This is a genomic window from Photobacterium sp. TLY01 (assembly GCF_021432065.1).
Lineage (GTDB): Bacteria > Pseudomonadota > Gammaproteobacteria > Enterobacterales > Vibrionaceae > Photobacterium > Photobacterium halotolerans_A.
The window spans coordinates 309563-333165 of record NZ_CP090365.1 but is presented as its reverse complement, the minus strand read 5'-3'; the positions used below and the strand labels follow the sequence as shown (position 1 = coordinate 333165).

Genomic DNA, 23603 nt, shown 5'->3' with positions numbered 1-23603 from the left:
CGGATAATAAAATGGATCTGAGACATTACTGGTCTAATTTGAGCGTTTTGAACTGTGATTGAGTTCACTGAATGATTCGATCTGTTTCTCTATCTGAAAAAAATTTATGTGTTTCAGCGCTGAAAACCCCACTTTGTGCCTTTTACTGCTTAAGTAAGCTTGCTATTCACTATCGCTTTTGATCTGAACGGTGATTAGGACGTGCTGTGAAAAAATTGATATTGCTTACTCTGGGAGCGATCGCTGTCTCGTTTTATATTCAAAACTACGTGGATATGAGTGATTTCAGTTGGGTTCAGGCTTCCAGCCAGCAAGATTGGCCCGAAAACAAACCCGAGGCATTGGGTTTTGATGAGGATAAACTGGTTTCACTTCATCAATTTGTGAGTCGTAGTCAGCGGAAGAATGTGCATTCCCTGCTGATTGCCAAAGATGGTCAATTGGTGTTTGAACAATATTATTCAGCTGTGAACTCGCCAACCGGAACCCCGATGCCGACGCATTATCCGCCGGGCCCGGATACTTCTCATCAGATGCGTTCGGTGACAAAAACAGTCACGGCGACTTTGATCGGCCGCCTTTTACAATCTGGTGATATTCCGGATCTGAAACAGCCATTATTCAGCTATTTTCCGCAGGAGCGTGTTGCAGATTGGGAGCACAAATCGGATGTTACGTTAGAAAATGCACTGATGTTCAATGTGGGGTTGGATTGGGTGGAATGGGGTGTTCAGAACAGCGATGCCATGAAGATGTGGTTATCCCCCGATCCCTATGCCTATATTCTTGAGCGGCCTATGGCCTTTGCACCCGGCGAAAGGTTTATTTATCAGGGCGGAGCGAGTGTTTTATTAGGGGGAGTGATTGAACGGGTTTCTGGGCAGAATTTGCGTGAATACGCGGAAAAAGCCTTGTTTGAACCGTTAAACATTACGAATTACGAATGGTTTGCGCACGAAGTGACCGGCCAGTATTTAGGGTCGTCAGGTTTGTATTTGCGAACTCGTGATTTAGCTAAACTTGGACAGCTTTATTTAAATCAGGGTGAGTGGCAGGGCCAGCAACTGCTCGATCCGCAATGGGTAAAACAGAGTTTTATTTCACGCGGTAAGTTTTGGTCGTGGAAGTCGATTGAGTATGGCTACAATTGGTGGCTGCCGGATATTCGTGTTGACGGACAGAAAGTGACGATCGCAGGGATGCGTGGCAGTGGTGGGCAGGAAATGTTCGTAGTGCCCGAATATCGCCTGATCTTTGCCATGACTTCCGGGGCTTATTTTAATCAGGATGAAGATTACCCGATACAGCTCTTGGCCGATTATATACTCCCGGCACTTGGGCTTCAGAATGTCGAGTACGTTGCTGAAAGCCGATGAAGCACTGCCCGCTTCCCATTTTGCGAGATTATTGAAAACAATAAGTTTCCGGTAGGCTAGTGTTTAAAAATGTATTCGGGTTTTGGATGGCTGGCCGTTTTCCTCAATCACTCATCTTGCATTTGCGCCAACTGGACCGGAATCTGAAAATGAAAACTGGCTGTACCCGTTATACGGGTATCCATATCCAGCAGTATTTCGATCAGGCTGCCGTGATTGTCGAGGTGATAGCCAAATAATTCGGCTTGCCGGAATAGGCTCTCAAGGGCATTGAGGTAAGCAATGTCAGAGGCGACACGAACTTTGGTACATAAATAGTAGCCTTCTGCAATCAGATGGTCGTTTGGCTCTGGCGGTGTTCGCCATTTTCCTGTGACGGATGTGATGTCATGCCAGGGGCGATCCAGCTCCAGCACGGGTGTGGCGCAGAGCATTTTGGCCGTCTGCTGCCCGTGTTGATTGAACAGGCTGTGCCAGTCTCCTCTGTGAGCTGTCTGCGTGTAAATCCCTCTTGCCGGAAACCAGATTAATTCACACGGCATAGATGAAGCCAACTGCTGTTCAATGGGCGGTTGTACCACTTCGCAGGTGCGATGCTGGCTGGGATGAGCCAGTTTACTGAGTAAAGCGATGGTTTCGTCTGGCGTGCCCGTTTGTCCGAATGCTTTGATTTGTTTTGCCTGATAACCGGTTTCCCGTTTCAGGGCTTTCGCCAGTGCCTGCGACGAGGAATAGCCGGAAGACAGTGCAATATGGGTAATTGTGCTGTTTCGCGACATCAGCAACTGTGAGATGGCATATTGTAGCCTGATACGGTGTAAATATTGCCCCGGCGTTTCATTGAATAACTGAGTAAATTGTCGGTGAAAATGAAAGGGGGAGATCGCACTTCTGCTGGCAATTTGCTCCCAGGTCAATCTTTCACTGAGCGTTCTGTGCATAAGCTGTAAGGCCATTTCGAAGCGCTTTCGCACATTGTCAGCCAAAGGTGCAAGCAGGGTGCTCTCGGGCACGAGTTCATAGAGTGCCGTTAAGGTATCAAAAGAATCCGTCGTCTGTTTCATGGCTGAAAGGGCGAAGTGAAAGTGGGTGTCACTATGCACCTCGATGCAATGATTTGCAAGGTGTTGACGGGTCCTGATTTGCTCGCGATAGCCTTGCTCACTACTGCTGCAGTGTTACTGGCATGGGTTTATGCGGGCTGTCAGCCCGCAGCAGGCTCAGCCAGGATGAGTGAGCGGTTTGTTGTGTCTGCTGGTTCAGCCAGTGGATTAGCGTCGGAACGGCGTCGGGTGCCAGCGCCGATTCGCCTAGCCAGTGTAGTTTGAGCAGATCCCCTGTATCCATGCTCTGTCTGGGAAAATAGGCTGAATTCAGCAGCCCGTGATTACCGCTTGCGATCAGCCGGGTTGAGACAAAGGGATTTGAAGCGCGCTGTTTACTTTCAAACTCAAGCCGGGCATCGACATTGAGATCATCTTCTCCCCAGATGAACAGAGCCGGTGTGTGTATCAGCGGGTAATCCTGGCTGGCATCTGACTGCAGATTCTTCAGAACAAAGTGATACCTGTCTTCCGGCATGGCGTGCTCACCCATCGCCTGCAGATAGTCTGTATAGTCGGGTGCTTGAAGCAAAAAGGTAATTTCCTCGTCAAACGCCAGGAGGGCTGCCTGAATCTCTGCCTCTGTCGCCCCGGCTTCTGTGTGTTTGATCCGGGTATAGTAACGGCTCTGCTCAATCCAGTTTGTCGCAAAGCCAACACCAACCATAAAGCCAAACTGTGCCGGGTGATCGACGGCCAGAGACGGCAGCACCCAACCAGCCTGGCTGAACCCCACTAAACCGGTTTGCTGGGCCGTAAAGCCATAGCGGGATTGTACCCATTGAATGGCATCAAGCACTTCGGCTTGTCTGTCTGCCATCGACTGCTCAAGCCAGTTTCCGGTTGATTGCCCGACGCCAGGTTTATCCCAGCTCATTATCGCGTAACCTTCGGCACGGAGCTGATCCCACAGCAAAGGGTAATATCCGTAAGCGTCATGGGGCATTTCACCGTCACCATGAACGAACAGCAGCACAGCTTTGCCTGTTTTACCCCCTGTTGGTGGCAAATATACCCCGGATAGTTGATGTTCGCCGCTCTGGAAAACAATGTTTTCTTCTGACGAACAGGCAGAAAGAGTCAGGACGAAGAACAGGACAAGCAGTTTCATTCAGTTCACCTTCATCTGCTGGGAACGTGTGTCATATGTCAGCAAGAGTATCGGGGGAGCGGCTAACAAAAACGTGTCCCTGTTTGCTGTTTGCAGATGAAGCTAAATACCTTATGGGCATACGGTGATGTGAAAATGTGCATTCACCTCAAAACAGGCAGATAAAGCGTTAAAAAAATAGATTAACACCCGTCATCTTTGATGAAATCGGGTGCGCATTATGTCTTCTCATTTCTGTCGTCCACTGTTTGTTACATGTTGGATTTTTCAGCACAACAAAAATAAGTTCGTGAGTGTATCTATTTCATTGATATTGATGTTTTTTACAAATCCACACAGTCAGGGTTAACGTTGAATGAAAAAATTTATAGTGATGGTTGTCTGTGCAATGTTTGCCATTGCAGCGATAGCGAGTATTTGGTCGACCTCGTATATTTCTCATCAGGAAATAGACAGTATTATTCTGAAAAAATCGCAGGCTCAGGCAGAGTTACTGGCAAAGAATGTTGCGTATGTGCTCGAGAATTCTCAGCAGCCGGAGAAGGATTTACAGGCACTGGTGTTGTCGCTCAAGCAGCGCAGTGATATCAGTTATGCTGTGGTGATTAATAAAAACATCACGGCCATTGCCCACAGTGATCCGCAAAAGCTGAACAAAGTCTATGACGACAGCTACACAGTGGAAGGGGCTGGACAAGGTAAACCGAAACACTCCAAGTGGTATGCGGATGTTCAGAAAGTGTGGGTATACGACATCATGATGCCTGTGTACGTGAACGGATCGCTTTATGGTGCGTTTGACGTTGGTATTCCGATTACAGAAGTCGATAACGCCGCCAGTGAAATTGTGATTGCCCAGCTGACCGCCATCATCATTATTTTTGTCATTTGCGCGGTTTTTCTGATGTGGATACTGAACCGTTTGTTCATGCCGCTGACCGGATTGCAGCAGGCGCTGGAAGATATTTCCAAAGGCGATGGCAACCTGACGGTACGGCTGCCGGTAAAAGGCAATGATGAAATCGCCCGTATTTCAGAGGCATTCAATACCTTTGTCAGCAAGATCAACGACATTATCGTTCAGGTGGTTGATACCGGTGTTGGCTTGGGACGCTCTGCTGCGTCGCTGCGTGATCAGTCGGTACATGCTTTGTCGCGTGGGCAGGACCAGAGCGAACAGACGCTGCTGGTGGTGACCTCGATGAATGAAATGATCGCGACAATCAATGAAATCTCCAATAACGCAGCCGGTGCCGCTGAATCGGCAGGTAGCGCGAACAGCCAAACTCAGGCCGGACGCAAGACGCTGCAAGCGGCAACCAACACCATCAATCATCTGGCCGGTGAAATGAATAACATGTCTGCTGTGATTGCAACACTGGCAGACAAAACTCAGTCGATCGGCTCAATTCTGGATGTGATTCGCGGCATTTCCGAGCAAACCAATCTGCTGGCACTGAATGCGGCCATTGAGGCAGCCCGTGCCGGTGAGGCGGGTCGTGGATTTGCGGTCGTTGCGGATGAAGTGCGTAATCTGGCCACCAAAACGGCCCAGTCGACCGATGAAATCCAGCGTATGATTGACCAGTTGCAGCATGAAGCCAAAAACGCAGTGTCTGCAATGGAAAGCAGCAAATCCCTGACAGAAGAAGGCACCAAAGCGACGGAAGACGCATTGAGTGCGCTGGATGAAATTTCAGGTCAGGTGATTGCGATTCTGGATATGAACACGCAGGTTGCCACGGCCACAGAACAGCAATCGAGTGTGGCCAACGAAATCAACCTCAACATGGATACAGTGAATCAGGCGGTTCAGGCCGGGCTGGATGCCAGTATGGAACTGGAAAAAACCAGCCAGGATCTGGCGGGTCTGGCTGAAAAACTGGATCGGCTGGTCGGCGCATTCAAGCTGGCAAGGCAGGCCCGGTAACTGCTTTGTGTTCATCCGCTCTTTGGCAAGGGAGCCAGTTCTCCCTTGCTGAAGCCCCCTTGTTTGTTCCGACCTGTCTTGAAGCCTTTTTCTCTCTCCGTCTTCCCGGTTTTTCTGTCACGTCATTGTGAGTGAATGTGACTGGCTCTGGCAGCAGCGACTCCAACATCCTTCTGTTTTCTTTTTGTATTCACCACATTACGGCGGGTAATCATGGATTTACCGCCTACTATTAAGAAAACTTATACCTTAGTTTTAACCTGACTGATTCTTGTTGCCCGCTGAGGGATACCGCCATTAAGTTAACAAAAGCTTAACAAGATGTGCGATTTAACTTCATTCACTGTAGAAAAGGAAAAGTTATGTCTGGCAGCAAGGATCAAGCCGTCGAAACCCATACGGTTTCGGACGAATACTTAAGTAAACGACAACTCAAAAAAGGCGTGGCAGGCTGGGTACTGCTGGCGAGCCTGGGGGTGTCCTATGTGATCTCCGGTGATTTTGCCGGCTGGAATTTTGGTTTAGAGCGAGCCGGGTTTGGCGGTATGTTACTGGCCACCCTAGTGATGGGGCTGATGTATTTATGCCTGGTGCTGAGTCTGGCCGAGATGTCGTCATCTATTCCTACGGCGGGTGGCGGGTACAGCTTTGCCCGTCGCGCCCTGGGCCCGTGGGGAGGCTTTTTAACCGGCACCGCGATCTTGCTGGAATATGCCATTGCCCCGGCCGCGATTGCGATTTTTATCGGTGGCTATGTCAATGAGTTAATCGGCATTGACGGCCCGGTAGTCTATGCGGCGTTTTACTGTGTGTTTGTCGGCATTCATTTGTGGGGCGCCGGAGAAGCGCTGCGCATCATGATGGGAATCACCTTGCTGGCAGTGATTGCGATTATTGTGTTTGCGCTGGGGATGCTGCCGCATTTTGACAGCAACAACCTGTTTGATATTGCCGTGAACTCTGATGTCGCTGGTGCCAGTGCTTTTCTGCCGGAAGGTTACATGGGGATCTGGGCGGCACTGCCCTTTGCCATGTGGTTATTCCTGGCGGTTGAGGGTGTGCCGCTGGCGGCAGAAGAAGCGACGAATCCGGCCAAAGATATGCCGCGAGGCATTATCGCTTCCATGCTGGTCCTGATCGTGTTTGCCGCTTTGGTGTTGATCCTGGTACCGGGCGGTGCCGGGGCCGAAGCCATGAAATCACACAGTGCGCCATTGGTCGGTGCACTGCAGTCGGTGTACGGCACAGAATCGCTGGCGGCCAAATTTGTGAATCTTGTTGGTCTGTTCGGCTTAATTGCCAGCTTCTTCTCAATTATCTATGCCTATTCCCGTCAGGTGTTTGCGCTGTCACGTGCCGGCTACCTGCCCCGTTTTCTGTCGCTGTCGGGCGAGCGTAAAGTGCCGGTCTGGGCACTGATTGTGCCAGGTGTGATCGGTTTTTTGTTGTCGCTGTCCGGCGAGGGGGATCTGATGATCACCATGGCGGTATTCGGCGCGACTGTGTCTTATGCCCTGATGAGCCTGTCTCATATTATTCTGCGCCGCAAAGAACCAGCGCTGGATCGCCCTTACAGGACGCCGGGTGGCACGCTGACTTCGGGCATTGCGCTGGGACTGTCGTTGGTGGCGTTGGCATCCACTTTTGTGGTGAGCCTGCAAGCCGCGCTGTGGTCTGCCCTTTTCTATGCAGTGATGCTGACCTATTTTGCGCTGTACAGCCGTCATCGCATTGTGGCCAATGCGCCGGAAGAAGAGTTTGAGCTGATTTCCGGTGCAGAGTCTGAACTCAGTTAATGTCATCTGAGGACGCGCTGATCTGTGCAGTGCAGCGCGTCCGGAATCACCCTATGTCCAAACAGGCTCAGGAACGAGTCATCTTGAAAAAAGAGGTACACATGGAAGCCAGAGAAGTGAAGACGATTGCCGATGCCATGGCCATTGTAGAAGAGCGCGCACTGACCCACGTGAAAGTCGGCTTGTTTGATAACGACGGCATCATGCGCGGCAAATATATGTCTAAATCCAAGTTCTTTTCATCGCTCGAAAAGGGATTTGCGTTTTGTGATGTGGTGCTGGGCTGGGATTCTAAAGATCAGCTCTACGACAATACGCGTTATACCGGCTGGCATACCGGTTATCCCGATGCCCCGGTGCGTATTCTGCCCCATACATGCCGGGAGGTGTATGGCGAAGAGGGCATGCTGCTGTTTATTGCCGAGTTCACCGATGAAGCTGAGAAAGTCTGCCCGCGCGGCACCTTGCGCAAAGTGCTGCAAAAAGCTGATGACATGGGTTTTGACGTCTTTGCCGCCCTTGAATATGAGTTTTTCGTGTTCAATGAAACCCCGCACTCGGCCAGAGAGAAAGGGTTTCGCAATCTGGAAACCATTACACCGGACTGGTTTGGTTATTCGATGATCCGCAACTCTGTCCATTCCGGCTTGTATGAAGCCATTCTGGGCATGAGTGAGCAGATGGATTTTCCGATTGAAGGGATTCACTCAGAAACCGGTCCGGGTGTTCTGGAAGCGGCCATCGCAGTAGACAGTGCAGAGGCCGCCGCCGACAAAGCGGCCTTGTTCAAAACCTTCATGAAAGTGCTGGCCCAGAAAAGGGATCTGCTGGCGACCTTTATGGCGAAATGGTCGGGGGATTATCCGGGCCAGAGCGGCCATATTCATGTGTCGCTGAAAAACAAAGACGGCTCGTCGGCGTTTTACGATCCGTCCCAAACGCACAATATGAGCAAACTGCAGCGCCATTTTCTGGCCGGCCAGCAGCGGTTGATGCCTGAATTTTTGTGTCTGATTGCGCCGACCATCAACAGTTATACCCGGATGATCCCCGGCTATTGGGCGCCGACGGATGCCACCTGGGGGGTAGAAAACCGCACCACGGCTCTGCGGGTGATCCCCGGCAGTGAGCAATCCCAGCGAATCGAACACCGCTTAGGGGCGGCCGATGCCAATCCGTATCTGGCACTGGCGGCGGCGGTGGCCTCCGGCCTGTACGGCATCATGCAGGAATGGGAACCGTTCGATCAGGTCAAAGGTAACGCTTACGACCAGCAGCACGCCCCGGAACTACAATTACCTCGTACCCTCTGGGATGCCGCGCAGCGGTTTAAGGAGTCAGAAGCGGCCCGGACCATGTTTGGTGATGAGTTCGTTGAGCATTTTGCGGCCAGCCGTGAGTGGGAAGAGCGGGAATTCAGAAAACATGTGACTGACTGGGAAATGGATCGGTATTTCGAAATTATTTAAGGAAGATGCGCAATGACTCGAATGCAACAAACGATATCGCCGGTAGACGGCAGTGTGTATGTCACGCGTCCGCTTGCTTCGGATGCTGAGATTCAGCAAGCGCTCAGCCTGGCGAAAAGTGCTCAGAAAAGCTGGGCGAGCGTCGCACTGGCTGAGCGTCAGGCAATCTGCAGCAAAGCGGTTGACTGGTTTGAAGCCAATAAGGCCGAAGTGGGTCTGGAAATCTGCTGGCAGATGGGGCGGCCAATCCGCTATGCGCAGGGCGAAATTGCCGGTCTGGCTGAACGCGCCCGCCATATGATCGCAGAAAGCGATGCCGCGCTGGCTCCGATTACGTTGCCGGACAAAAAAGGTTTCAGCCGTTTTATCACCCGTGAACCTGTTGGTGTGGTGGCGGTGATCGCACCCTGGAATTATCCGTACCTGACGGCCATCAACAGCATTGTGCCGGCCTTGCTGGCTGGCAACAGTGTCATCCTCAAACATTCTGCGCAGACGCCTTTGTGTGCCGAGCGGCTGAAATCGGCGTTTGATGCCGCCGGTCTGCCGGAAGGGGTGTTTCAGTATTTGCACCTGAGTCATGAGGACACCACCCAACTGATTCAGTCGGATGAGGTCAATCACGTCGCTTTTACCGGTTCTGTACCGGCCGGCGCGCATGTTGAGCAAGCCGCTGCGGGCCGTTTTATCGGGGTCGGACTGGAGCTGGGCGGAAAGGATCCGGCTTACGTGCGCGAGGATGCCGATCTGGATCATGCGGCTGACACCGTCATCGACGGGGCGTTTTTTAACAGCGGTCAGTCGTGCTGCGGTATCGAGCGTATTTATGTGCACGCCTCCGTGTATGACACCTTTGTCGACAAAGCAGTCGCGATCGTTCGCCAATATCAGCTGGGTCGCCCGGATGAGCCGGCCACCACGCTGGGGCCGCTGGTCCGCACCCGTGCTGCGGATTTTGTCCGTGGCCAGATCGAGGAAGCAATTGCCCAGGGGGCGGTAGCCCATATCGACGAAAAGACCTTTCCGCTCAGTCAGGCCGGAACGCCTTATCTGGCGCCGCAAATCCTGACTCATGTGGATCATTCAATGCGGGTGATGCATGAAGAATCGTTCGGGCCGGTTGTCGGCATCATGAAAGTCAGCAGTGATGAAGAAGCCGTCGCCCTGATGAACGACAGCGATTTTGGTCTGACCGCCAGCATTTTCACCCGCGATATTGAGCGGGGTATTGCGTTAGGGAAGCAGGTGGAAACCGGCACTTTCTTTATCAATCGCTGTGATTATCTCGATCCGGCACTGGCCTGGACCGGGGTGAAACAGTCTGGCCGCGGCTGTACCTTGTCGGCCCTGGGCTTTGCGGCGCTGACTCGCCCGAAATCATTTCATATTCAAACACTGGCCTGAACCGGCGGATAAGGAGAGCAAGATGACGCTGAAAGGAAACTGGAATTATCCCACGCCGATCACCGTGGGCGAAGGTTGTTTACAGCAGATCGCACAGGCATGTCAGAGCGCCGGGATCAGCAAGGCATTATTGGTGACGGACCCCGGGCTGGCAGCCCTGCCTATGGTGACAGACACAGTCGCCTTATGCCGTGAAGCCGGAATAGGCTGTGAGGTGTTCAGCCGGATTCAGGGCAATCCGACCGGCGAGAATGTCGAAGACGGTCTGGCTGTGTACCGTCAGGGCGGTTTCGACGGTGTGATTGCTTTGGGGGGCGGCTCCAGTCTGGATGCTGCCAAAGCCATTGCCCTGATGGCGGGACAGTCACTGCCCCTGTGGGCATTTGAAGATGTGGGCGATAACTGGTTGCAGGCCAATGCGGACGCCATCGCCCCTGTGGTTGCCATTCCGACCACAGCCGGCACCGGATCTGAGGTAGGGCGTGCTTCGGTGATCACAGATACGGCCAATCACGTCAAAAAGATCATTTTCCATCCCAAAATGTTGCCGGTGCGTGTGCTGCTTGACCCGGCGGTGACTGCCGGATTGCCGCCGCATATCACAGCCGCGACCGGCATGGATGCGCTGTCACATAACCTTGAAGCCTATTGCGCCAACGGCTATCACCCGATGGCTGAGGGTATCGCACTGGAAGGGATCCGGCTGATTAAAGCTTATCTGCCACAAGCGGTTGCCGATGGCAGTAACCTTGAGGCCCGCACCCAAATGCTGGTGGCCTCCAGTATGGGTGCGACCGCCTTTCAGCGTGGCCTGGGCGGCATGCACGCCATTGCCCACACGCTGGGGGCGTTATACGACAAGCACCACGGTTTATTGAATGCCATTTTGATGCCTTATGTGCTGGTGGCAAACCGCAGTGCGATTGAAGATAAGCTGACCCATCTGGCCCGCTATCTGGATTTACCTGAGCCGGGTTTTGACAGTTTCCTCAACTGGATTCTGGATTTCCGTGCCGCCCTGCAGATCCCCCATACGCTGGCGGATATCGATATTACGGTTGAAGAAGCGCAGCGTGTGGGCAGTATGGCGGTGCAGGATCCGTCGGCGGGCGGAAATCCAATCGCACTGAGCGCCGAGCAATACAGCCGGATTTTTGTGGATGCGGTGACAGGCCGCTTGCCGCAGCACTGACATCAGGAGGCTTCATGACGGTAAAAATGGGTATTCTGCAGTGCGATGATGTCAGGCAGGATCTGCAGGCCGACCACGGCAATTATCCGGCGATGTTCACTCAGCTGCTGCGCGATACCGGTGACGCGCTGGAACTGGTGTTTTACCGGGCGCTGGACGGTGAGTTGCCGCAACATGCCGATGAATGCGATGTGTATATGACGACGGGCAGCCGTCACAGTGTCAACGATGATCTGCCCTGGATCCCCCCGTTGCTGGCCTTTGTGCGGGAACTGCATGCCCGCAGAAAGAAGCTGGTGGGGATCTGCTTCGGTCATCAGCTGATCGCCAAAGCACTGGGCGGCGAAGTGATTCAGGCGCCGCAGGGCTGGGGCGTTGGCGTGGCGACACATGCGCTGCATGCACTGCCGGCCGGCGTTCAGGAAAGCGGCGAACGCCCAGCCGAGCTGTCATTGCTGGTGAGTCATCAGGATCAGGTCGTCAGGTTGCCGGAGGATACGGCTGTGCTGGCCGGGAGTGATTTTTGCCCTTATTCCATGCTGCAGGTGGGAGAACACTTTCTTGGCATTCAGGGTCACCCTGAATTCAGCAAGGCCTATTCGCGGGACCTGATGCTGGCCAGAAAGGCGTTGTTACCGGCCAATGTACTGGATACCGGACTGACCTCACTGGCGTTGCCGATCGACAGTGAACGAGTCACCCGCTGGATGCTGGACTTCTTGCGTGCATCCTAACCCAATCGCTTTATTGTGATTGAACATCTGTCCCTGTTTACACAAACAGGGGCAGTTTTTTCTTACTGGCTGTCAGGGAATGGGGTGCGAAATCCGCTGCGGATATTCAGGGTCACAATCAGCGCAAATACGCCGATCACACAGCCAAGCTGCCAGGCTTGATGAATGCCCAGTTTGATCAGCGCCATACTGACCAGGGCGGAAAGCAGCATCTGCCCGCCACCAGACAGGGCGGCCACTGTGCCTGCCTGCTTGCGATAAGGCAGCATCACCTGCGACTGGGCGCAAGGCATAGCGATCCCATTGCCGAAGACCATCAGAAACTGGCCCAGCATCATCATCAATGGTGTCAGCGGTGCCAGGATGAACCAGAACGCCGCAATGAGATGGACGGCAGGTGCGAGGTACAGCATGCGTTGGGTGCCGATTTTGGGCCGCAGCCAGCTGACCAGAAAGCCACCGGCAAATAAGCCTGCGGTTGGCAGGAGTGCCCAGATAGCGTATTCGTCTGAGGTCATGCCGATTTGCACCTGCATGATAAAGGGCATCAGCGAGATGGTGGTGACAACCAGGCTGAAGTTCAGCCAGCCGATACTGGCAAAACTCAGAAAATAACGCGACGAAAGCAACGAGCGGTAATCCCCGACGATTTTCTTCACCGAAGGCACCGCCTGTTTGTCGTGCATGGTCTCTTTGAACATCAGATACAGTGCAAACCACACCAGGGTGATATAGCTCGCCAGTACGATAAAGACCGACAACCAGCCAAAGTGATGGTTAATGAAACCGCCAATCACGGGCGCAAAAATCGGTGTAAAAGAGGCCACCATGGTCAGATAAGACAGCGCCTGCGGCAGCTGTTCAACTGTGTAGGAATCCCGGGTCGACGCGCGGGCCAGCACGGCGCAGCAACCCGCACCCAGCCCCTGCATCAGGCGCCCGGCCACTAAGCCGTAAAAACTGTCACTGGCAAAGATCAACAGCATCAGACCGGCCACGGCAAGCAAGATCCCAGCTAACAGCACCCGGCGGCGGCCTAAGGCATCTGAGATCGGGCCGTAGATGAATTGCGAGGGGCCGAAACCGAGTAGATAGACCGAAATCAGCAACTGCGCCTGATCAATGGATATACCAAAGTCTTTGGCTATCCAGGGCAGGGAAGGGAATACCAGTCCCATGCCAAACTGACCGATGCTGATGACCAGGCAGGCCAGCAGAACAGGACGCCAGGAAAAAGCGACTGAAACTGCGGATTGATCTGCTGCTCCCGCCACCGTTTCTGTATCCGGTTCAGCCATGGTAGCTGTCCTGATCATCGCGTTTGATGACTTTGTGTCCGTCTTCCGTCACCCCGTGTTTCCAGTAACTGCTGATGTAACAGGTTTTGCGATCAAACTGTTCTTGCTGGCTGATGTGCTGGCGAATGGCGCGCATATTGTTAAATTCGCAGGCGCACCAGATCGCTGGTTTGCCTTCCAGCCAGTGCAGCGCCGCCACTTTCTCTGCCAGTGCGTTGCCCGCGTGCTCCCCCTCGATCACCGTGATGAGTTCAACGCCTTCCGGCAACTGCAGCGCGGGCAGATCCTGCGCGCTGCCCAGTGCCAGCACCACATAACCCTGGCTATTAGCAGCAAGGCGGTCTGTTTTGAGCTGGATGGAAGGCAGTGCGGTCATATCACCGATGATCAGCACCCAGTCACAGTCTTCGGCCAGGCCTTGAATGGTATTCGGTCCGCCAAGAGAAATCTGCTCGCCGGGCTGAGTGTGCATGGCCCAGTGACACGCATAACCGCCCTGTTCCGGCGTGATCTCATCTTTGTGCTGGTGCTCGCCCTGATACTGATGTTTGACAAAATCCAGCGACAAGGTGCCCTGCTCTGCATCAAATTCACTGATAGTGAAGGTGCGCAGCACAGGTTTCTGGCCGTCAGACAAAGTGCTCAGGTCGGTACTGCCGGCCGGGGTGAACAGCAGTTTGACATACTGACCGGCGCTGTCGGTCGGAAGCAGCCGGATATCTTCGCCGGTCAGAATCACGCGGCGCATGTTCGGGGTGATATCAAAGGCTTGCTGTACCGTGAATGTTTTGGGTTGCAGTCGTTTTTGCATGGGTTGGTCTCTGTTTGAATTCGGGGGTTACTGATCGTGGTTGTGGTGCTGCATCTTGGCTTTCACACGTTTGACCGTGGAAAGACTGACACCCGTTTCGTCGGCCACGGTCTGCAGTGTTTTCCCTGCCTGGAGCAGCAGGGCAATCTGGCGGTGCACTTCATGATTGGCACGGCGCCCGCGAAATTTTTCTTTCCACGCGGCTTTGTCCTGGCGCAGTGAATCCCGGCCCGCCTCGGCGGCCCACAGCCGATGCTGGGTGTGTGAGTTAGCATAGCCCTTAAGCATCAGCAGTAAGGCATTGGTGACAGGGCAGTTAGGTTTGAAAGTCAGCGGTTGGTTCACCGTGTGCACGATCACGCCTTTGTCCAATAAGTGCTGAAGGGTCTGGTGGCAGGCATCGAAATGAAAGCCTAGATCCGTTACCCAGCGGACGATCAGCTGATCGCCCGGTTTGAGTGCGTCGAATAAAGCGCGGTACTGCGGGCGATCTTCAGCCGGAACATTGCCGCGGATCCCGGTTTCCCGAAACAGCTTCAGTTCTGGGTTGTACCCGGTTATTTGCCCGATTAACGTTTCCGGATCACTCATCTTGGGCGACAGACGGATATAGCCGTATATGGTCGACATCGCGACTCCTTCACAGAACCGCTTCAGTCAGGAACAACAGGAAGGGTTCATTTGGTGTGGTTCATTTAATGGTTATGATAGAGGTTCAAAATGATTCTGACAACACCAAATGAGCTATTTATTGCGAACGGGAGAGTGGCGGGGTCAAAGCGAGCGCGGTAAGCGGAAGGGAAAATACCAGAGGTTCAAGTCGGCACAGGCTGTGTCTGAGACTGCCGGACTTCCTGATGCAGCCAGTCGATAAACGCCTGAGTCCGGAGAATGCGCGGTGAGCTGCGATCATAAAACAAGGTGTAGCGGATACCCGGCACCAAGCCAATGTCAAACGGCTGAACCAGCAGGCCATTGTCGATCAAATCACCCGCCAGACTCAGTGTTCCCAGACAAGCGCCGTGACCCGCCATCACGGCATTCAGGCCCATTTCAAAGGTGCTGACTTCCATCCATTGCAGGTTACCTTCGGGGACGTCAATGCCCGCCGTATGAAACCAGCGTTCCCAGGTTAAATTGCAGGTTTCAGCCCAGTGAACCAGCCAGCAATTCAGCAGTTGCTCTGGATGGGTAAACTTCATCGAATTGGCCAGTTCAGGGGAACAGAGCGGATACACGGGCTCTTCATACAGCACGCAGGACTGAATGCTGTCACCGAGATGTACCTTGTGTCCCTGCCTGATGGCGAGATCAATATTGCCGTATTTCATGTCCGGCGCATCGGCGGTGGCATCGACCCGGATCGAAATATCCGGATGGATCATGGTGAACTTCCACAAGCGGGGCATCAGCCAGCGGGAGGCAAATGATCGGGAAGTATTGACGGTCAGGATCCCTTCCAGAGGCTCGGCCTGAATCCGGTTCAGTCCTGACAGAATCTGATCGAATCCGCGGGAGACATCGGTGTACAGGCTGGCGCCTTGCGTAGTCAGGATCATGTTCCGTCCCTGGCGGACAAAGAGTTTGCAGCCCAGGACGTTCTCCAGCTGACGAATTTTCTGACTGACAGCAGCCTGACTGACATACAGTTCTTCGGCGGCTTTGCTGTAGCTCTGGCGACGGGCAGCCACTTCAAAGTAGCGTAATCCGGATAAGTGCTGTAGTCGATTGTCCATAATCTCAGCTTATAGTTGGTGTAATGAATCATCGTTCGTGACTGGCACTCATTATACGCATAATTCCTGCAGGCACTGTGACTGAAGGAGAAGAAAATGATCAGAGTAGCACTGCAATGGGAAGTCGAAATACAGCTGTTTCAACAGAAAAAGCCCTGGTTATGGGGAAACCGGCAGAAAAAGCCACAAGCGCCGGTTGAATCTCTCACACCGCACATGAAGCAAGATATCGGGCTGGAATCATTGCCTTCACCACCGAAGGATTATCAGCAGTACTTATAGGTATGTGGGTTTGAGTTGTGATGTCTGAGTGTGAAGGTATGTCGCGCTTGGGTTCTGTGGTTTACTTAGCTTTGTTTGATGCGCGCCAGGTACTCTTTGTGGGTCAAAGAGTACCCAGAAAACCTTTTTGTTCTTTGGTGTGGTCCGGGTCGGTTGTAGGCGCTCCCGGCGCCGACAACCTGAAAATTCGTCCTGAATTTTCCCCTGGGGGAGTGCCATCAAATACACATTTTCAAGCCGTCATTCCCGCGTGAGGCGGGAATCCATACAGCGATTACGATTTCTGAGGTTGGGTAAGTATGTCGCGCTTGAGTTCGGTGGCTTACTTGGCCGTGTTTGATGCGCGCCAGGTACTCTTTTGAGGTAAAAGAGTACCCAGAAAACCTTTTTGTTCTCTGGTGTGGTTCGGGGCGGTTGTAGGCGCTCCCGGCGCCGACAACCTGAAAATTCGTCCTGAATTTTCCCCTGGGGGAGTGCCATCAATGCACATTTTCAAGCCGTCATTCCCGCGTGAGGCGGGAATCCATACAGCGATTACGATTTCTGAGGTTGGGTAAGTATGTCGCGCTGGAGTTCGGTGGCTTACTTGGCCTTGTTTGATGCGCGCCAGGTACTCTTTGCTGGAAGGTAATTGAAGGGGCAGACGCTTTACGATAGAAAGCGTCTGCCAGTGGCTTGGTCTGGTCCTGAAAACCAGGTTTGTGATGAAGATTAAGCCGTTGCGAGAGCGCCCGCTTTGGCTTTTTGACGAATGCCGAGCAGCAGCGTCAGCACAAAGGTGACAGCAAACGAGATCAGCATGCCAACCACGAAGTAACCGATATAGCCGGGGCTGATGGAAATGATGCCGGGCAAACCTGCTGCGCCAAGTGCCTGAGCTTTGACATTGAATAATGTAATCCAGGCGCTTGCTACGGCCGAGCCGATAATCGCCGCGATAAAGGGATAACGCAGTTTCAGATTCACGCCAAACATGGCCGGTTCAGTAATCCCCAGTAGCGCAGTGACACCGGACGGCAGGGCGATACCTTTGGTTTTGGTCTCTTTGGTTGAGAAGCCGACCGCCAGGGCTGCCGTGCCCTGGGCAATGTTCGACATGGCCGCAATCGGGAAGATAAAGGTGCCGCCTGTGACCGCAATATCGGTCAGCAACTGGGTTTCGATGGCAATAAAGCTATGGTGCATCCCGGTAATAACAAAAGGCGCATAAATAAACCCGAACAAGGCACCGCCGAAAAAGCCCGCGGAATCATAGAGCCAGTTCAGGCCATCGCCCAGCAGAAAGCCAATATCCCGCGTCACCGGACCAACCAGCGTAAAGGTCAGAAACCCGGTAATAAATATCGCCAGCATAGGCGTGAGCAGGTTATCCAGCACGGACGGGACAATTTTCCGTAAGCCGTTTTCAATTTTCGCCAGAATAAATGCCGAGACTAATACCGGTAGGACAGAGCCCTGATAGCCCACTTTTTCTATGCTAAAGCCGAAGATATTCCAGGTCGGCACCGTACCGGAAACGCTGGCGCTGCCAAATCCCCAGCCGTTGAGCAAATCAGGATGGACCATCAGCATGCCCAGCGCAGCGCCCAGGAAAGGGTTGCCGCCAAATTTTTTACTGGCCGAGAATGCAAGCAAAACAGGCAGATACACAAAAGGAGCATTCGCAAAGGTGTTGAGCATATTGGCCAGATCTGCCAGGCCTGGATACGCATCAATCAATGAGATCTGATCCAGAAACAGGCCTTTTGCGGTCAGGAGGTTAAATACCCCCATCAATAAACCACCGGCCACGATGGCCGGGATGATCGGGACAAAAATGTCAGACAGGCCTTTCACGGCCCGCTGCACGATATTTTGTTTCTGCGCGCCTGTATTGGCGACATCCGCTGTCGACATGTCGGCCATGCCGGTGAGTTTGGCCAGCTCAGCGTAGACCTGATTCACAATCCCTGAACCAAAAATGATCTGGTACTGACCGGCCACTTGAAACTGGCCTTTGACGCCATCAAGCGACTCAATGGCTTTTTCATCGACCAAGGCATCATCTTTCAGTGCCAGACGAAGACGCGTTGCGCAATGCGCCAGCGCTTGCAGGTTTTCTTTACCGCCAAGCTGCTTGAGAAGCGCTTTGGCAATGGTTGGGTAGTCCATTTCATCCCCCGGTAGGTATTTGGCTGTAATCGTGATGTACTATCTATGGTGTTTTATAATTTCGGGAACGTTTGCAATGATCATTTTTCTTGAAGAAACCGGTGCCGTCAAAGCACATTCCGTCTTTATGTGAGATTGATCTGCTAATTGCGCAGCAGAAAGCTGCTGGCCTCTCTGGTAATCCGATGAGATTCTGGTAATTTTGCAAACAATCCCAATCAGTTAGAAGACAAGGCGAAGGCCAATGGCAAGTTTGCATGACGTGGCGCAGCTGGCTGGCGTTTCAAAATCGACCGTCTCACGCGTGATCAACGATGAATATGGCGTTAAAAAAGCGACCAGAATCAAGGTCATGAAAGCCGTAGAAGAAGTGGGTTATGTGGTCAATCAGGTCGCCAAAGATCTGAAGTCACAGAGAACTCATTTAGTCGGGGTGATTGTACCGCGAGTCTCCTCACATGCCACAGCACAGGGCGTGGACGGGCTGAGCCTGGTGTTTGACGCTGCGCAAAAGCATGTCCTTTTAGCCAGTTGCCAGCAGAATGCTCAAAAAGAAATTGAATATATTCAACTCTTTAACAAGAAAAGAGTAGAGGGAATTGTTCTTTACGCCACACATATTGATCAGCAATTGGTGCACGCCATTCAGCAGTCCTATGCCCCGGTGATTCTGGTGGGGCAGGATGGTTCCTTGTTTAATATTCCCAGCATCATCCATGATGATCTTCGCGTCGGGTTTGAAGCCGGCAACCGGTTATTGAATGCCGGTTGCCGGCAGATTGGCTTTATTGGCGTTGCGGATTCAGACGTGGCCGTCGACAAAATGCGCTCAGAGGGGTTGCAGCAGGCTCTGCAAATGCGTCAGGCTGAGCCACTGCTGTTTCACAGCCATGGCGAATTTACGATTGAATCCGGTTACAGCCAGATGAAACAGCTGCTCGAGCGCTTCCCCCAAACCGACGGGGTGTTTTGCGCCACCGACAGGATTGCGATCGGTGCGATTAACGCGCTGAGAGACGCCGGGATAACCGCTGGCAAGGAGATCAAAATACTGGGGGTCGGTAACGACGAGCTGAGTGCTGTCTGCGCTCCAAGCCTGTCTACATTTAACTATGCTTTTGATAAGGCAGGAGAAAGTGCTGCCAGGGTTTTGCTGGAACTCATCGAAGGCAAGCCTCAGGTGATGAGCAAAGTCGTTTTAACTTTCCAGAACATCGACCGTGAAACCTGCTAGGCCACTTTGATGGCATATCACCCGGCAGTGTCCGGGTTTTGCAGCTGTGAGCGTGGCAAACGCACAGGAATACCCGTTTTTTACTTGTCCGCCAGCCTTGTTTGATGTAATTTTTGCAAACGTTCCCAATTTAGGTTTGCATTTATGTCTCTTCAGTCCTTAGTCGATCTCTGTGGCAGCATGGATAATATCGCCCGGATACTCATAACGGACGATACACTCATTGTTGAAGTGCTGAATGCCGATTTGGTCAGCGAATCCGGGCTGATTGAGCATATCGGGCCGGTACAGGGTAAGTTGCAGGTCACCTTCAGGCGGCCTGAAGATGTCTCTGAACAAGATTTGCTGGCGGTGGGGAATCTCATTGCCGTCAGACAACAGGCAAGGTCTGAGGATTTTGCCCGACCTGTGCCGTGCGAATTTCGTCCTTCATGGCATATTTCTCCGCCTCAGGGGCTGCTGAATGACCCCAATGGTTTTATCTTTCATGATGGCCGTTATCATTTGTTTTATCAGTGGTTTCCTTATGCCTGTACTCACAACGACAAGCACTGGGCGCATCTGACCAGCCTGGATTTAATCAACTGGAGCTGGCAGCCCATCGCGCTAACGCCTTCCCACTGGTTTGACAGCCATGGTGCCTTTTCGGGCCATGCCATCAGTCACGGCGGGGAACTTCTGCTGTTTTATACCGGCAACACCCGCATCGGAGCACAAAGGGACAGGCAGACCACGCAATGTCTGGCAACTTCAGCCGATGGTGTGCACTTTACCAAGCATGGCCCGGTGATTCATGCATTGCCGCCCGGGGTGACCCCGCATATCCGCGATCCCAAAGTGATTCGCCATCAGGATCACTGGCTCATGCTGCTGGGCGCGCAAACTGAAGATCTGAAAGGCCGGCTGGCGATTTATCAGTCTGACGATCTGAAGCAATGGACGTTTGACCGGCTCTGTGGCGAGGAGCTGGGCGACTTTGGCTATATGTGGGAGTGCCCGGATTACTTTGAACTGGGCGATCAGCACTTTGTGGTGCTGGGGCCGCAGGGTATTGCGTCATTTTCAGCGCACAATACCATTCCCCATCACAATGGCATTGCCAAAGCCTGCTGGGACGGGCAAGGCCAGCTCACGCTTGCCGGGTTTCAGCCGCTGGATTACGGTTTTGATTTTTACGCCCCTCAGACCCTGCTGACCCCTGATGGCCGCCGGGTGTTGTGCGGCTGGATGGGATTGCCCGATGAAGTTGATCAGCCAAGCGCCGATAACGGCTGGGTGCACCAGTTAACCTGCATGAGAGAACTGACGGTACGCGATGGCAAGTTATGCCAGTGGCCCGTTCGGGAGCAGGAAAAACTGGTGGCAGCAGAGCAGACGATCCAACTCTCTGCAACGCCGTTGGATCTGGCAACCAAAGCGTTTGATCTGTCTCTCAGCCTGCGATGGGGAGATGAATTGCGGCTGTTTCAGAATGAATCGCAACACCTTGTGATTCGGGCTGACCGCCAGCGCCGAGCTTTGATCCTGGATCGATGCCATACCCTGAACCGTGCTCAGGACACGGTTCGCGAACTGCCCCTGGATGCCGAAAGGGTGCAGTTGCGTATCCTGGCCGACACGTCCTCGGTCGAAATCTTTGTCAACGGCGGCGAAGCCGTGATGAGTTCCCGGGTTTTTACTGACTCCAGAGCGACCTGCATTTCACTGTCCGGCGAGGCGCGATCAGCGCTGTTGCGGACATACCGTCCGGCCAGTGCGCCATTCCCGTCTTAGCACAAAGCAATTAGCCAAGAAAACAGAGAGCCAAGAAAACAGACTGCCCGGTTCACCCCGGCAGTCTGTTTAACTATTTATCCAATATAGGCAAGTAACGTCTGCCGGGTTGGTAATGCGGTCATGGCGCCTTTTTGCGTGGTCGCCAGTGCGCCACAGCCGTTTGCCCACTTGACTGCGTCTCGAATGGTTTCGCTGTTTGTCCACGCCGGAGACTGAGCCAGCCTCGCCAGTAGCCCACCGACAAAAGCATCCCCGGCGCCTGTCGTATCCACGGGACTGACCGCCTGACCTGTGATCAGCTCGCGGGTGTTGTCGAAAAGCACCAGAGCCCCTTTTGCTCCCTGAGTGATCAACACTAAGGGATGGTTGTAAGGTTGAATGGCGGCCAGACCTTGCTCAAGGTTCCCTGTCTGTGTCAGAAACAGCAATTCGTCATCGGAAAACTTGACGACGTCGGCCAATTCTATCGCCTGGCGGACCACAGGAATGATGGCGTCAGTATCTGACCAGACTTCCGCACGCAAATTCGGATCAAAACTGACAAATCCACCGCTGCGTTTTATACGGCGCATGGCTTCCAGTGTGCTGCTGCGGCTGGGCTCATTCGCCAGCGCAATAGAACAGACATGAAGCCATTCACCGGCAGAGAATTCAGGAATATCGGAGATCTGCATAAACTGATCTGCACTTGGTTGGACCATAAAGGTAAAACTGCGCTCGCCGCTGTCATCCAGATCGACAATCACGGTTGAGGTTCGGTGTGCCTCATCCAGGGTCATGTAGTCGGTATTGACTTGCTCACTGGCCAGAGTCTGCTTCATAAAGCGGCCCAGTGGATCGTGTCCCACCCGGCCGAAAAATGCAGCCTTGCCGCCAAGACGGGCAATTGCCACGGCAACATTCGCCGGTGCACCGCCCGGGCATTTCAGATAGCGGTTTTCGCTGTCTGGTATCAAGTCGACGACTGCATCGCCGGTCACCCATATTATGCTCATTCTATCTCCCCAAAACAGAAACATTTCTTTGGCAAAGTATGATTGCTGAATCGTTTCAGTTGGTCAATGAAAACATCATTTATAACCCAGTTACTGAAGGTTTCGCCTGTCAGAGGCTAAGCGGGGAAACAGGCTATACAACAGGTTGAAATTGTGATTATCTGCGGTGAAAGGAAGTATGAGAGTCAGAGATGCGCAGACATGGAGAGACAAAGAAATGGAGAGACAAAGACATGGCAGTGACCATTCGTGCTTTAACCCCTGCTGATATCCCCGCATATCGCGACATTCGCCTGGAAAGCCTGCGGTTACATCCAGACTGCTTTGGTGCCAACTATGAGGAGCAGCGTCAGCAGCCAACCATGCATTTTGAGCGCAACATTGCCTGCCAAAGCCCGCACCACACGATGCTGGGGGCGTTTGAGGGGGAAGAACTGATTGGTTTATGCGGTGTGTCTGCACTGGAAAACCAGGTGGCACAGCTGACACAAATGTATGTGAAAAGACGGTGCCAGGGCACTGGTGCCGGTGTGGCGTTGATCGATGTGGCCAAACACACGGCAGCCGAAAAGCATCATGCGCGCGTCATTGAACTGGATGTTTATCCGCATAATCTGGCGGCAAAGCGGCGTTATGAGCAAGCCGGTTTTCAGGTGACGGACCAGACCGCAGACGAGCTGATCATGACACTGAGGTTGCCATGATAGAGATTCAGCATCTGGATGCGACACAGATACCGATGTCACTGCTGCTGGAAGCAGATCCCTCTGAGGCCTGTATCCTGCGTTATCTGAACGGGGCTTATTGCCTGGCCGCTGTGGCTGACGGCGAAATCATCGGGGTTTGTGTTGCTAAACCCATCGCAGAAAACACATACGAAATCTTCAATCTGGCGGTCTATCCGGCATTTCAGCAGCAGGGTATCGGTTCGCAACTGTTATCTGCATTATTTCCCCGGCTGAAAGAGCAGGGCGTTCAGTCAGTGGTGCTGGGGACCGGCACGTTCGGCTATCAGCTGACGTTTTATCAGCGGTTGGGGTTTCGGGTCGAGGGTGTCGGCAAAGATTTCTTTCTTGATCATTATGATGAGGCAATTTTTGAGCAGGGTATTCAGCATCAGGATATGCTGCGGTTGAGGTTGGCGTTATAACGGCTTACTTCCAGTGTGGTGACGAGCTGTGATGTCTGAGTCTGAAGGTATGTCG

At 53.0% G+C, this 23603-nt stretch carries 20 protein-coding genes; 12 read left to right on the top strand and 8 right to left on the bottom strand.

Annotation, left to right across the window (positions count from 1 at the left end):
* Positions 1-206 precede the first annotated feature (206 nt).
* The gene (locus LN341_RS17130; RefSeq protein WP_234206255.1) at positions 207-1376 is read left to right on the top strand and encodes a serine hydrolase; all 1170 of its coding nucleotides are present in this window, start codon (positions 207-209) and stop codon (positions 1374-1376) included.
* Positions 1377-1483: 107 nt separating this feature from the next.
* On the opposite strand, the gene LN341_RS17125 is transcribed toward LN341_RS17130, so the two are convergent.
* Complete coding sequence (locus LN341_RS17125; RefSeq protein WP_234206253.1) at positions 1484-2440, bottom strand: helix-turn-helix transcriptional regulator; 957 nt, start codon at positions 2438-2440, stop codon at positions 1484-1486.
* A gap of 100 nt (positions 2441-2540) precedes the next feature.
* Positions 2541-3590, bottom strand: coding sequence for a S9 family peptidase (locus LN341_RS17120; protein ID WP_234206251.1), 1050 nt, complete (start codon positions 3588-3590; stop codon positions 2541-2543).
* Between the two features lie 388 nt (positions 3591-3978).
* Here LN341_RS17120 and LN341_RS17115 point away from each other — a divergent pair, with 388 nt between their 5' ends.
* The 6 genes from LN341_RS17115 (at position 3979) to LN341_RS17090 (ending at position 12115) form a co-directional block, all read left to right on the top strand.
* Entirely contained in the window at positions 3979-5520 is a 1542-nt protein-coding gene (locus tag LN341_RS17115) for a methyl-accepting chemotaxis protein (protein WP_234206639.1), read from the top strand.
* 362 nt (positions 5521-5882) lie between these two features.
* Positions 5883-7316, top strand: coding sequence for an ethanolamine permease (gene eat / locus LN341_RS17110; RefSeq protein ID WP_234206249.1), 1434 nt, complete (start codon positions 5883-5885; stop codon positions 7314-7316).
* A gap of 53 nt (positions 7317-7369) precedes the next feature.
* On the top strand, positions 7370-8785 hold the full coding sequence (locus LN341_RS17105) for a glutamine synthetase family protein (protein WP_234206247.1): 1416 nt from the start codon (positions 7370-7372) through the stop codon (positions 8783-8785).
* A gap of 12 nt (positions 8786-8797) precedes the next feature.
* Entirely contained in the window at positions 8798-10189 is a 1392-nt protein-coding gene (locus tag LN341_RS17100; protein WP_234206245.1) for an aldehyde dehydrogenase family protein, read from the top strand.
* Between the two features lie 22 nt (positions 10190-10211).
* A complete protein-coding gene (locus LN341_RS17095; protein WP_234206242.1) occupies positions 10212-11381 on the top strand; it encodes an iron-containing alcohol dehydrogenase in 1170 nt (389 codons plus the stop codon).
* Between the two features lie 14 nt (positions 11382-11395).
* Positions 11396-12115 (top strand): gamma-glutamyl-gamma-aminobutyrate hydrolase family protein, encoded by a 720-nt coding sequence (locus LN341_RS17090; RefSeq protein WP_046220960.1) that lies wholly within the window; start codon positions 11396-11398, stop codon positions 12113-12115.
* A gap of 62 nt (positions 12116-12177) precedes the next feature.
* On the opposite strand, the gene LN341_RS17085 is transcribed toward LN341_RS17090, so the two are convergent.
* The 4 genes from LN341_RS17085 to LN341_RS17070 all read right to left on the bottom strand — a co-directional run bounded on the left by LN341_RS17085 (position 12178) and on the right by LN341_RS17070 (position 15960).
* Entirely contained in the window at positions 12178-13413 is a 1236-nt protein-coding gene (locus LN341_RS17085; RefSeq protein ID WP_234206240.1) for a multidrug effflux MFS transporter, read from the bottom strand.
* Positions 13406-14224, bottom strand: coding sequence for a siderophore-interacting protein (locus LN341_RS17080; protein WP_234206238.1), 819 nt, complete (start codon positions 14222-14224; stop codon positions 13406-13408). The genes LN341_RS17085 and LN341_RS17080 overlap by 8 nt, the downstream gene beginning before the upstream one ends.
* Before the next feature lie 27 nt (positions 14225-14251).
* On the bottom strand, positions 14252-14854 hold the full coding sequence (locus LN341_RS17075) for a recombinase family protein (protein ID WP_234206236.1): 603 nt from the start codon (positions 14852-14854) through the stop codon (positions 14252-14254).
* 185 nt (positions 14855-15039) lie between these two features.
* Positions 15040-15960, bottom strand: coding sequence for a LysR substrate-binding domain-containing protein (locus LN341_RS17070; protein ID WP_234206234.1), 921 nt, complete (start codon positions 15958-15960; stop codon positions 15040-15042).
* A 96-nt stretch (positions 15961-16056) separates the two neighbouring features.
* On the opposite strand from LN341_RS17070, the gene LN341_RS17065 reads away from it, so the two are divergent.
* Positions 16057-16242, top strand: a complete 186-nt coding sequence (locus LN341_RS17065; protein WP_046220956.1) for a hypothetical protein — start codon at positions 16057-16059, stop codon at positions 16240-16242.
* Positions 16243-16953: 711 nt separating this feature from the next.
* On the opposite strand, the gene LN341_RS17060 is transcribed toward LN341_RS17065, so the two are convergent.
* Positions 16954-18393: a sucrose-specific PTS transporter subunit IIBC gene (locus LN341_RS17060; protein ID WP_234206231.1), complete on the bottom strand. Its 1440-nt coding sequence runs from the start codon at positions 18391-18393 to the stop codon at positions 16954-16956.
* A gap of 244 nt (positions 18394-18637) precedes the next feature.
* Between LN341_RS17060 and LN341_RS17055 the strand changes: the two genes are divergently transcribed.
* The gene (locus LN341_RS17055; protein WP_234206229.1) at positions 18638-19627 is read left to right on the top strand and encodes a LacI family DNA-binding transcriptional regulator; all 990 of its coding nucleotides are present in this window, start codon (positions 18638-18640) and stop codon (positions 19625-19627) included.
* Between the two features lie 144 nt (positions 19628-19771).
* Positions 19772-21400, top strand: coding sequence for a glycoside hydrolase family 32 protein (locus tag LN341_RS17050; protein ID WP_234206227.1), 1629 nt, complete (start codon positions 19772-19774; stop codon positions 21398-21400).
* A gap of 77 nt (positions 21401-21477) precedes the next feature.
* Here LN341_RS17050 and LN341_RS17045 read toward each other — a convergent pair whose 3' ends face one another.
* Positions 21478-22398: an aminoimidazole riboside kinase gene (locus LN341_RS17045; RefSeq protein ID WP_234206224.1), complete on the bottom strand. Its 921-nt coding sequence runs from the start codon at positions 22396-22398 to the stop codon at positions 21478-21480.
* Between the two features lie 233 nt (positions 22399-22631).
* Between LN341_RS17045 and LN341_RS17040 the strand changes: the two genes are divergently transcribed.
* Together LN341_RS17040 and LN341_RS17035 are read left to right on the top strand one after the other, a co-directional pair.
* On the top strand, positions 22632-23102 hold the full coding sequence (locus LN341_RS17040) for a GNAT family N-acetyltransferase (RefSeq protein ID WP_234206221.1): 471 nt from the start codon (positions 22632-22634) through the stop codon (positions 23100-23102).
* Positions 23099-23548, top strand: a complete 450-nt coding sequence (locus LN341_RS17035; RefSeq protein ID WP_234206219.1) for a GNAT family N-acetyltransferase — start codon at positions 23099-23101, stop codon at positions 23546-23548. Before LN341_RS17040 ends, LN341_RS17035 begins: the two co-directional genes overlap by 4 nt.
* Positions 23549-23603 lie beyond the last annotated feature (55 nt).

Coding starts and splice junctions, on each gene's coding strand:
- LN341_RS17125 (WP_234206253.1), bottom strand. CDS start 2,440: ATGAAACAGACGACGGATTCTTTTGATACCTTAACGGCACTCTATGAA.
- LN341_RS17120 (WP_234206251.1), bottom strand. CDS start 3,590: ATGAAACTGCTTGTCCTGTTCTTCGTCCTGACTCTTTCTGCCTGTTCG.
- LN341_RS17115 (WP_234206639.1), top strand. CDS start 3,979: ATGTTTGCCATTGCAGCGATAGCGAGTATTTGGTCGACCTCGTATATT.
- eat (WP_234206249.1), top strand. CDS start 5,883: ATGTCTGGCAGCAAGGATCAAGCCGTCGAAACCCATACGGTTTCGGAC.
- LN341_RS17105 (WP_234206247.1), top strand. CDS start 7,370: ATGTCCAAACAGGCTCAGGAACGAGTCATCTTGAAAAAAGAGGTACAC.
- LN341_RS17100 (WP_234206245.1), top strand. CDS start 8,798: ATGACTCGAATGCAACAAACGATATCGCCGGTAGACGGCAGTGTGTAT.
- LN341_RS17095 (WP_234206242.1), top strand. CDS start 10,212: ATGACGCTGAAAGGAAACTGGAATTATCCCACGCCGATCACCGTGGGC.
- LN341_RS17090 (WP_046220960.1), top strand. CDS start 11,396: ATGACGGTAAAAATGGGTATTCTGCAGTGCGATGATGTCAGGCAGGAT.
- LN341_RS17085 (WP_234206240.1), bottom strand. CDS start 13,413: ATGGCTGAACCGGATACAGAAACGGTGGCGGGAGCAGCAGATCAATCC.
- LN341_RS17080 (WP_234206238.1), bottom strand. CDS start 14,224: ATGCAAAAACGACTGCAACCCAAAACATTCACGGTACAGCAAGCCTTT.
- LN341_RS17075 (WP_234206236.1), bottom strand. CDS start 14,854: ATGTCGACCATATACGGCTATATCCGTCTGTCGCCCAAGATGAGTGAT.
- LN341_RS17070 (WP_234206234.1), bottom strand. CDS start 15,960: ATGGACAATCGACTACAGCACTTATCCGGATTACGCTACTTTGAAGTG.
- LN341_RS17065 (WP_046220956.1), top strand. CDS start 16,057: ATGATCAGAGTAGCACTGCAATGGGAAGTCGAAATACAGCTGTTTCAA.
- LN341_RS17060 (WP_234206231.1), bottom strand. CDS start 18,393: ATGGACTACCCAACCATTGCCAAAGCGCTTCTCAAGCAGCTTGGCGGT.
- LN341_RS17055 (WP_234206229.1), top strand. CDS start 18,638: ATGGCAAGTTTGCATGACGTGGCGCAGCTGGCTGGCGTTTCAAAATCG.
- LN341_RS17050 (WP_234206227.1), top strand. CDS start 19,772: ATGTCTCTTCAGTCCTTAGTCGATCTCTGTGGCAGCATGGATAATATC.
- LN341_RS17045 (WP_234206224.1), bottom strand. CDS start 22,398: ATGAGCATAATATGGGTGACCGGCGATGCAGTCGTCGACTTGATACCA.
- LN341_RS17040 (WP_234206221.1), top strand. CDS start 22,632: ATGGCAGTGACCATTCGTGCTTTAACCCCTGCTGATATCCCCGCATAT.
- LN341_RS17035 (WP_234206219.1), top strand. CDS start 23,099: ATGATAGAGATTCAGCATCTGGATGCGACACAGATACCGATGTCACTG.